The organism is Ktedonobacter robiniae (genome assembly GCF_016587375.1).
GTDB lineage: Bacteria > Chloroflexota > Ktedonobacteria > Ktedonobacterales > Ktedonobacteraceae > Ktedonobacter > Ktedonobacter robiniae.
Window position 1 is genome coordinate 4,897,243 of sequence record NZ_BNJG01000001.1, and the last position, 9,942, is coordinate 4,907,184.

Sequence of the window (9,942 nt, forward strand, 5' to 3'; positions counted from 1 at the left end):
AGTATTCCACATCTTCTGGTCGAATGTCATGCTCTTGCGTCTACGCAAGGCGTATCTCTTTGGGTTTGGATTAAGCAATCTTCGCTTTATCGCTAAAGCAGACCGCGCTTAATGCCAACAGCCACTGCCGAGGCACGCGAATCGACGCCGAGCTTAGTATAGATACTCGTGAGATGTGATTCAACTGTGCGTAAACTGATACCAAGCCCAGAAGCAATCTCTTTGCTGCGTTCGCCGCGCGCCACCGCCCGTAACACGTCACATTCTCGCTCAGTCAACTCCTTCTCCCCCTCTGCTTGAGGTCTTGAGGGTGTTGGATGAAATGCATCCGTGGTTCGGACCAGAATACGTGCTATGACCTCTGGCTGGAGAAACATATCACCACGAGCTGCCGCGCGAATAGCATGAAACAATGTCTCACGGTCTGTATCCTTCAGAAGATAACCGCACGCGCCTGCACGCAATCCTCGCAGCATCAAATCATCTTCATCATAGGTCGTCAGGATGATGACTGCGATGTGCGGCCACTGCTCCCGTATCTGAGTGATCGCCTCCAGGCCATCCATACCTGGCATGCCCAGATCCATTAGCACAACGTCTGGCTGGAGTGTTTCTACCATCCGCACAGCTTCTGCCCCATCGGCCGCATCGCCAAGCCAGGTAAAGCCCTCTCTAGCGATTTCCAGCATCATATGTAACCCTTCTCGCACGACAAGATGGTCGTCAACCACGACGATGCGAATATCATTCTGCTTTTCGTCCATCTTCGCCTCCTCTCTCCAAGGAAAGGCAGAGGCGCACGATTGTTCCCTTGCCCGGCTCGCTACTAATCAGCAGTTGGCCGTTCATCAGGCGCGCGCGTTCACGCAAGCCCAGGAGCCCATAGTGACCAGTTGTGACCTTTGCTGGATCAAAGCCGATCCCATTATCACCTATTTCAAGGGTGATCGCCGCATTCTCGCCACCTGCCTGTATCCATGCCTGGCTGGCCTGGGCGTGGCGTGCGATGTTGGTCAGCCCCTCGCTGACCATACGCAAAAGATGCTCATGATACTCGCCTGGGAACTTTGTTTGCAGACAACAGGTACAGGGAATACCGGTTGCCGTCGTGAAATGGTCCGCTTCCGTCTCAATGGCGACGAGAATATCACCTATCGTAGGTATCTCTGTACGCAGATCGGTGATCGCGGCTCGCGCGCTGTTGATCGTAGCTCGCGAACGGGTCATAGCCCTCTGGACAAAGGTTCGCGCCTGCTCGCAACGCTGACTGACCAAAAGCAAGTCAATTGTTTCCAGTTGCATGGTCAGGCCAACCAATCCCTGAGCCAGCGTATCGTGCAGTTCGCGAGCCATGCGCTGCCTCTCTGTAGTCAACGTCAGATCTTTGACTCGTGCTGCATAGTCTTCGAGCTGAATATGCGCCGTCTCCAGCTCGTGTAAAAGTTCCTGATCTCTGCGATGTGCACTGGTTTGTTGGATGTAGAGAATCAGACTGGCGCACACGAACAGTAAGATGAGTGAACCCTCCGCAATTGTCCTGATCAGCTTTGGCGCAACAGCGAGACCGGGTATGCTTTGACTATCTGACAGGAAGGTAAGCAGGACTATAGTTCCGTCGTGACTAGCGAATCCTGACAGAGGCCAGGATTTTCTCGCGAGCGGGTTTGTGAGGGAATGACAGCCTCACGGGATGGACTACCGGCAGATGAACCCTGCGCTCCCCATCCTCTACTCCCTCCGACCCGAAGGCATCAGGAGCTGCTTTTCTGATGATGTTATAGGACCCGTTGCAATCGGCGTGAATGAGTTGGCCATTGGATGCCCGATAGAGCCTCCGTGTGATCCGTTTGCCGCTGAAAACAGGCGCATGCTCCTGGCTTTGCTGGTAGATCGGCAAAGGATCGCGATCCAGGAAACTGGCCTTGCTGGTGTAGCTTTCTTCGGTGAGGATCACCTGGATGCCTTTTTGCTCAGCTTTGTAGGTGAGCATCTGGATGAACTGGGCATGAGGCACCTGAACAAAGTTCTGATTTGTCCGTTTCCCCAGGTTGATCTCCTGTTTCCAGCCCACGTTGCGACCAATCACGAGCGTTCCGATCCCCTCAGCCACCAGCACATCAATCACAAAACGCGAGATGGTGTGCAGATCATGCTCAATCCGCCGATTGCGCCAGAGAGTCAAGCGCTCCATGCGCCGGGTGTTTCCAGGACGACCAAGAGCTTGTTGGAGTTCTGCTCGCCGCTTGTTGTAGAACTGATTCGTACTTTTCAGACCGCGCCCGTTAACGACGACCGGGACAAAACCCGGTTTATTTGAAGTTAGTGCGATCAGATTTTCCAGACCAGGATCGATGCCAGCGATGAGCGCGGGATCGACGGCGGAGCGGCTCGGCTCCTGTTCATAAATGATCTCAACGACGACAAAACCGTGTTTGGGAACCACACGGACCTGAGTGATCGCCTTGGGATCTTGTTGGGTTTTGATCTGAATGCCCAGTCCCGAAGGCTGAATGAGGTGTCGTCCAAGGGTCCGTTTGCTGCGGCTTACGGCCTGCATCGTGTAGATGAGTACGTTGCGGCCTGTCGTTTTGTGCTTGTATTTGGGGAATTGGGGGCGTCGGCGAAATTTTGAGGGATCGCGCTTGTAGGCATCGAGCGCTTCAAAGAAGGATTTCCAGTTGCGTTCGAGCAGCAGCAATACCTGTTGGGCCACTTTCGCAGGCAGTGCTTTGTACGCTTCATGCGACTGCATCCGCCGATCCATTTCATTGTAGTTGAGGTGTTTTTCCTCAAAGATGAAGGCCTGACGGATCTCATACAGCGCCGTATTGTAGAGATTTTTGGAAGCAAAACAGGCCGCGTCAAGCGTGGCATAGCGTGGATCACTCCGAAGAATGATGTGCTTTTCAACCAGGTGCACGGTCGGCCTCCAATTCCTGCACAAGACGCTCTGTTTTGCGTTTGGCACGCCGTTGCCCATAGAGCCGGGCGCAGAACGAGTACACGATGCTGGTGAGGTCTGAGAGCAGGTCTTCTGTGCCATTGTCGGCCTGATTGACGACCTCGATCTCACGCCCATAGGTTTGAAGCAGGGTCTCGATGTAACGGAACCCGAAGCGGGTACCCCGGTCCTTGTGTTCAATGACGATACGGCCCACACTTGGATCGGCCAAGAGAGCCAGAAACTTCGGCCGATTGTCATTGACGCCAGAGCCAATTTCCTTGACAACTTTGCCCACTTGATAGCCACGGGCAGCGCAGTAGGCAACCAACCGCTCAGCTTGACTGTCCAGGTTGGTCTTGTTTTCTGCGGAAGACACCCGCGTGTAGACCACGGTTTGAGGCTTCGATGAGGGGACTGACACCCTGGTTGGCTCGTCGATGAGAATCGTGTGAGCCCCTACGCGCCGCCCCTGGATTTTCCCGTCCCGGAACCAACGCCAGGCTGTCTCATAGCGGACCCCTTGTTGTTTCGCGTAATCACTGAGTTTCATGCTCAAATCATACTATGCTACTCAATGATTGTCAAGAATTCGCTATACTTTCAAAGATCGGTTTCAATACCTTGAATGACAAAGCAAAAAAGCAGACAACCAGCGACCACTACGATGATATGGGATGTCCGTTTGAGCAGGATAAATGCCTCAATGGCTAGCGTGAGCCACAATCCAAACACTGCGTTATCCGCACCGATCAGGAAATAGATGAGCCATATACACACAGCCTGGAGCAGGAAATAAGGCAACAGATAGCGCTGATTGATGTTTTTAAAGAGAGCCCACCAGTGCAGACCACCATGAAGCACCATCAAGAGAGTAAAGACAAAGAAAAAAAACAGTATGGCGCTTTTGCTATCTATTCGCAAGAGATCTGTAGCAAGAATACGAGAGATCGTGATATTGATGCTTGCTGGAGATCTGTCATCCATTGGCTGCAGCAGCTCTGCAATACTTGCCAGTATATATTGCACATAGGTAAGACAAAGCCAGAAGAAAAGCAACCAGTTCAATAGCCTTTTCTCTTTGTGTATGAGTGGATGAATTGGTGTGTTTTCCATCGCGTTCCCTCTTCTCCGTCCTTGGGCTCATCCCCGCTGAAATGCTCGGAGCTATCCTCAAGTATAACATGAGCCACTCCTGGACACCATGTCAATTCCCGCACATATGCTTGCATGTTTCCGCAACATCTCGCTGCGGGGTTTGGCAGAGAAAAGTGCGGAGTTTCTCGATAGCTTTGCCTTTCGCGGCTAGCTATCCTTAGACTCAAGGTAGTAAATGGTCACCTGCTACGAATTATTGCAAGGAAAGAGGTATCAACATGGAAATGGGCATATCCATAGATCTACCGCAAGAAGATGTCATCATTGAGGCTATCGATGTTCACAAGCATTACGACACGGGGAAGGAGGTCGTGAAGGCTTTACAGGGGGTGACACTGCGCATCCAGCGCAAAGAGGTCGTTGCTATTATGGGGCCGAGCGGCTGCGGTAAGACTACGCTGCTCAATTGCCTGAGCGGATTGGATCGGGTGACAACGGGGAGCATCAGGATTGCGAATCAGGATATTCGCCATCTCTCAGATCGCCAGCTCACGCTTTTCCGCGCCCGCGAGATGGGCTTTGTTTTCCAGACCTATAACTTACTGCCGGTCCTCACAGGATTGGAGAATGTGGAGCTGCCGCTGCTAGTGAGCGGTGTGTCTTCCAGGGTGGCACGGACTCGTGCGCTGGAGAGTATTGAGCAGGTAGGCTTACGTGACTGGGCTCATCATCGCCCCGCTGAGATGAGCGGCGGTCAGCGTCAGCGTTTTGCGATTGCGCGTGCGCTGGCAACAACCCCCTCTCTTGTGTGGGCAGATGAGCCTACGGGCGCGCTTGATAGCACAACCAGCCAGGAAATCATTGATTTGATGCTCACCCTCAATGCTGAATTGGGCCTCACGTTTGTCTGGGTCACGCACGCGCTGGATATCGCTCGTCAGGCCAGTCGTGTGATTACCATGAGCGATGGCCTGATCAGAGAAGATGTCCTCGTCGAGGCACTATCGAAGGTCGGCACATTCGAGGAGAAAGGAGCCCAAGGATGAATATGTCGCTGACGCTTCCTGGCTTCTCCCCAACCACCCAGACCCTGCTGCTTGCCGTTGTTGTAGGAGGAGCCGTGCTGATTATTGTTGGTCTGAGCATCAACAACCCGCTGCTGTGGCGGATGGGGATGCGCAATATCCTGCGTCACCGCGCGCAGACCCTCATTATGCTCTGTGGTCTCTTGCTCTCTTTCGTTTTTCTTACAGCCACCTTTGGATTACAGGATAGTTTAACTCACTCCGTAGAGGCTGACCGCCTGACAAAAGTTGGTGATGTCGATGAGTCTGTCACCGGTCCCTTTACGCAAAATCAAGTGGAGAGCGCCCTCACGCAAATTCGGCAGCAAGCGGCGGTGCGGGCAGCCACAGCGCTCTATCTGAATCCTCTCGGGGCGAGCTTTCGTTCACAACAAACCGGCGTCACCCAGACCAATCAGTATATCCTAGGGGTACCGCCTGACTTTGATCAGGTCTACGGTGCTCTGAGAGATAGCCAGGGGCAGGCCATCTCTAGCGCGGATCTTCGTGCCAACGAAGTGTTACTCAGTCATTCAGTCGCGAAGTCATTGGATATCAAACCGGGAGATCAGCTACAGATTAAACTCAATGGGCAGAACGCGACGTTAAATGCGACCGTGCGGGCCATCCTCTCGAACGATGTGGCTGTTACCGGTGGCGAACTTGGTTTTGATGGGTCCTATCCAGAAATGGTCCTGCCTCTGGCAACTCTCCAGCAGTTTTACTTGCAATCTACCCATCAATCTTTGCCCCCAAATACGATCTGTATCAAAAATGTTGATCCTGGGGCAATGAATGACAGGATAACTGGCCAGGCCGCTCTCACCTTCTTAGAAGGGCTCTTTCACACGTCGACTGATACGCGCGGTACGATTCCTACCCCCTATGATAGGACGGTTATTCACGCACTCAAACCTACGCAAGTAGAAGAGACGAACTGGAGCCCCCTGGCTGATAAGGGAGATTTCCTATCAACATCAGCAGCACGGCAAATTACCCTGCTGCTCCCTGCCTTTACGGGTTTGCTGGTCAGCGCGGGTATGTTGCTGTTGGTATTGTTATGTCTCTCGCTCGCAGCGGATCGACGGATGGAACTGGGGATAGCTCGGGCGGTCGGTTTGCAACGCCGTCACCTGGTACAAACCCTGCTGATCGAATGTTTTGGGTATAGTCTGCTGGCGGCTGTCCCTGGAGTGCTGCTTGGCATTGGCGTGCTGGGACTTGAATTACTCACATTCTCCAACATACCCGCGCAAAGCTTCGTCTCTAGTGCAGAGATTCCACTCCATCTCTGGATAAGCTGGCAAAGCGTGCTGAGTGTGCTGTGTTTCGGGTTGCTGACAACGCTCATCGTGACATGGCTGACCGCTATCTGGATCAGCCATAGCAACATTGTGACTGCGATCCGCAACCTGAACGACCTTCCAGTGCATACGAACTTCAAAGATCTTCTGCGCGAACTGAGAACCGCGCCAACGGTGGTACGACGCGTCGTTGCCTGTGGGCGTTTGCTCTGGGAACTCCTGGTGCGCGGTCCGCTCTACCTGCTTGTTGGGTACCTGTTACTGCGACAGGGGCAGACTCTCAGCATAGACTGGCTAGAGCATCTGAGCGTTGCCGTTCTGATCGTAGGCGCCGGGTTACTGTTGACCTGGCTGAGTACCGCCATACGCCTCACGGTAACACTCTGCCGTTGGCTTGGTGGAACTCTGATTGGCCTGGCCTGGCTCGCCTATGGCCTTCAGACAGGGGCAGGGACGATTCTTCTCGTTTTTACCACGACGCAGCCACAGAACGGAAGCGAGTTCCAGGATATCATGCTTAGCCTCTTGCTCAGCCTGCTCCTGCCGCTGATTGGCATAGTGGTGTTGGTAATGAATAACGGCGATGGTCTGGCCACCGCCTTGCACTTGATCATCCGGCAGGTGCGAGGTTTGGCGCCAATCAGTCGCCCCAGTATGGCGTATCCGCTGACCTTTCGCTTCCGTAGCGGGGTGGCCGTCTCTCTCCTGAGTCTGGTGCTGTTCCTGATTACGCTCATTATCACCACCAATCTCGGCATCGGGCAGCAGGTGGCTAACGCTTCCCAGCAATCCGCCGCGCAACTGATCGCGACACAAAATGCCTACACGCTGAGCATTACCCGGTTTTTAGTCGCACACCTGGTCATCGGAGTGCTCTTTGGCGCGCTTTCGATTGGGGTGATTGCCAGCTGCGCCGTTGTCGAGCGGCGGCAACAGATAGGAATGCTACGGGCACTGGGCTTCTCACGTGCATTGGTGCGCCGCTCGTTCTTGCTGGAGGCGAGTTTTATCGTGACATTGAGTCTGATCATCAGCACAACGCTATCATGGTGGCTGGTCTCACAGGTTGCGCACGCCACCTCAAAAGAATTCTTGATTCCGGTGCTTCCCACACTCTGCCTTGTGCTGGGCTGCTACCTGATGTCCTTCATTTGTACATTCATTCCTGCTCAGCAAGCTTCTGGCATCTTGCCCGCCGAAGCACTGCGGTATGAATAATCAATATGAAAAGAAGATCTGTCGAAATGGGAGCGAAGCTATGCTCAATAACAACGAACAAAACTCGCTACAAAGAAAGCCGGAGCGGCAGAAGAAACTGCGGCTTGCACCACTTCTGCTTCTGCTGGGAGGTGTCGTCATTATGGGCACTCTTCTTATGGTTGCCTGGCAGGTGTATACCACAAACTCTCAATCTTCGAGCGCGGGAAGGACAGCAACACAGAAACAGGGAGGTTCTGGGAGCCAAGACGCTCCTTTCTGGGACAACTATCCAGCTATTTACTGGAAAACGCTACGAACACAGGTCGCTCAGGGATTTCATATGAGCGAGCAGCAAATGCAGAGTGCGGTCAATGTCACAAAGGACCCGGAAGATGGAAAGCATGGAATGCTAGGAAAACCGTTGAGCGACCTTGCCACAGCGCACGGTATTTCACAGGATCAGCTCCATACTATTGAGGTGAATGCGGTGCAAAAGGCGCATGCAATACTGGTTAGCCAGGGGGGGTGACACAGGAGCGGGCTGATAAGAATATCCAAGCGCTTATTACGATGGAGCAGGATGTCTTGAATGCGCACATACTGGATGCATTTCGCATGTGTCAGGGAAAGAAGACGGCGCTTTGTCAGGGGTAGTGCCACGCTATGCGGGGGTGAAGAGTGGCAAAACAAACGTATTATACAAGGAGAGAAGGTATATGAGTAAATTAAGCAAAAAAACAGCGCCTTTGAAGAGAGAGACAATAACGTCTCTCTCTTCAAAGGCAATGGTGGCAGCAGGATAGTGTCACGCTTGTACGCCTGGCGAGTGTGGTAGGACTCATCGCAGCAGTTTTTTTTTATCTCGCATGGCGGGCGACGCCTCCCACTGTGTTAGGAACCTCATCATGCGACACTCGACCGTCATGGTTAGAGCCAGGGAGAACCCCGGCCCCCAGTAGCGTGCATACTATAGAGCAGGCATACAACTGTATTCTCGATACCTATCCGGCGACTGTCGATAACCGTAGACTGCTCCAGTATGCTATGGCCGGTCTGGTCGGCTACCTCGTTCAACAGCATCAAGATCAGCACAACGCCGTCTTGCCCGCGCTGACTGGCAATTGTCAGACGGATTGGCAGGCGTTTCAGAAGACCTATACGACGATGACAGCTCATCTTTCGTTGAGCCAACAGAGTCTTGTTGGCGCAGCGATCAAAGAGATGGTGAATGGCTTACATGATAATCATGCCCATTACATTCCCTTCTCCAACCTCAATACCAGGGGATCAGCCTCCCAGCCCAACACCCAGATGGGGCTGGGCATTGTCCTCCCTTTCGATCCCGACCAGCTTGCAGATGCCGCGCCTCCGCTTTATATGCTTAGCGTTGATCCTGGCAGCCCGGCGGAGCAGGCCGGATTGCGACCCGGTGATATCATCGTCACTATCAACGGCCTTCCCCCTTTTATCAATCAGAAGCCAGTGTCGGAGATCATCAACCAACTCAGCGGTTCGACGTCCGTCCAGTTACAGATAAAGCATCCGGGTGCTGCTGACACGAAGAACGTACGTCTGATTGCTGCCGCTTATCCTACCCTGCCTCTCGTCTCCAAACGTCTGCTGTCCGGTAACATTCTCTATGTGCGACTGACCAAATTTGAGACAGGCGTAGCAGACCAGATACGCCGCGCCGTGCAGGAGGCCGGGGCAGCGCAACTCAAAGGCTTGATCCTCGATCTACGCGGGAACGGAGGTGGAGATGTAAGGGAACAGAGGCGTGTTATCAGCATGTTTGTCCATAATCAGATCATCGCATCCTTTGTTGACAAACAGGGGCAACGCACAGATCAGAGAACCGATGACAGTCTACTGCTATTCCACATCCGGCTGGTGGCTTTGATTGATCGAGGCTGTGCGTCTGCCTGCGATGCTACCACCATGGATATTCATGACCTCCATCTGGGGCGCCTGGTAGGAGAAAGGACGGCGGGAGCGGTCTCTGGACCATCGACAGATTTGTTTCTCGACGATGGGAGCGTAATAGGGTTGCCGGTTGCATTTATGCAAGGGCCTGCTGGAGAGATTGTTGATGGCATTGGTGTGCCGCCTGACGATGAGGTGCATCCCACACCGGAAGCTCTGGCTGCAGGCCATGATCCTTTTCTTGAGAAAGCGCTTCAGGATCTCTAGCCAGATCTCACATTTAAGGAAGCCAAAAGATGAAGGAGACAGCCAGATCAGCGCGTCATCATCATCTTCCTCTGGTTGACACCGATCTGACGATAGTCATCTGATCCAGGTCAGCCTTGCCTTGGTCAATACCCTGTCTGCTTCA

The 9,942-nt window shown here is 53.3% G+C and carries 9 protein-coding genes; 4 read left to right on the forward strand and 5 right to left on the reverse strand.

The genetic code is table 11. The features are described 5' to 3' along the window. Nucleotides 1-92: 92 nt before the first annotated feature. From JMJ04_RS20575 to JMJ04_RS20595, 5 genes are all read right to left on the reverse strand, one after another. Nucleotides 93-764 carry a response regulator transcription factor gene (locus JMJ04_RS20575; protein ID WP_201372294.1) on the reverse strand — a complete coding sequence of 224 codons (672 nt, stop codon included), beginning with the start codon at nucleotides 762-764 and terminating at the stop codon, nucleotides 93-95. Beyond that, nucleotides 745-1,374 (reverse strand): sensor histidine kinase, encoded by a 630-nt coding sequence (locus JMJ04_RS20580; RefSeq protein WP_236038097.1) that lies wholly within the window; start codon nucleotides 1,372-1,374, stop codon nucleotides 745-747. Before JMJ04_RS20580 ends, JMJ04_RS20575 begins: the two co-directional genes overlap by 20 nt. Nucleotides 1,375-1,621: 247 nt before the next feature. Then, complete coding sequence (locus tag JMJ04_RS20585) at nucleotides 1,622-2,920, reverse strand: RNA-guided endonuclease InsQ/TnpB family protein (RefSeq protein ID WP_201372295.1); 1,299 nt, start codon at nucleotides 2,918-2,920, stop codon at nucleotides 1,622-1,624. Next, nucleotides 2,907-3,494: an IS607 family transposase gene (locus tag JMJ04_RS20590; RefSeq protein ID WP_201370004.1), complete on the reverse strand. Its 588-nt coding sequence runs from the start codon at nucleotides 3,492-3,494 to the stop codon at nucleotides 2,907-2,909. The genes JMJ04_RS20585 and JMJ04_RS20590 overlap by 14 nt, the downstream gene beginning before the upstream one ends. A 50-nt stretch (nucleotides 3,495-3,544) precedes the next feature. Continuing rightward, the gene (locus JMJ04_RS20595; RefSeq protein WP_236038099.1) at nucleotides 3,545-4,057 is read right to left on the reverse strand and encodes a hypothetical protein; all 513 of its coding nucleotides are present in this window, start codon (nucleotides 4,055-4,057) and stop codon (nucleotides 3,545-3,547) included. Between the two features lie 260 nt (nucleotides 4,058-4,317). On the opposite strand from JMJ04_RS20595, the gene JMJ04_RS20600 reads away from it, so the two are divergent. The 4 genes from JMJ04_RS20600 (at nucleotide 4,318) to JMJ04_RS20615 (ending at nucleotide 9,797) form a co-directional block, all read left to right on the forward strand. Next, nucleotides 4,318-5,085 carry an ABC transporter ATP-binding protein gene (locus tag JMJ04_RS20600; protein ID WP_201372296.1) on the forward strand — a complete coding sequence of 256 codons (768 nt, stop codon included), beginning with the start codon at nucleotides 4,318-4,320 and terminating at the stop codon, nucleotides 5,083-5,085. Beyond that, nucleotides 5,082-7,625 carry an ABC transporter permease gene (locus tag JMJ04_RS20605; RefSeq protein WP_201372297.1) on the forward strand — a complete coding sequence of 848 codons (2,544 nt, stop codon included), beginning with the start codon at nucleotides 5,082-5,084 and terminating at the stop codon, nucleotides 7,623-7,625. Before JMJ04_RS20600 ends, JMJ04_RS20605 begins: the two co-directional genes overlap by 4 nt. Before the next feature lie 40 nt (nucleotides 7,626-7,665). Next, entirely contained in the window at nucleotides 7,666-8,136 is a 471-nt protein-coding gene (locus tag JMJ04_RS20610) for a hypothetical protein (protein ID WP_236038100.1), read from the forward strand. A 431-nt stretch (nucleotides 8,137-8,567) separates the two neighbouring features. Beyond that, nucleotides 8,568-9,797 carry a S41 family peptidase gene (locus JMJ04_RS20615; RefSeq protein WP_236038102.1) on the forward strand — a complete coding sequence of 410 codons (1,230 nt, stop codon included), beginning with the start codon at nucleotides 8,568-8,570 and terminating at the stop codon, nucleotides 9,795-9,797. The last annotated feature ends 145 nt before the right edge of the window (nucleotides 9,798-9,942 follow it).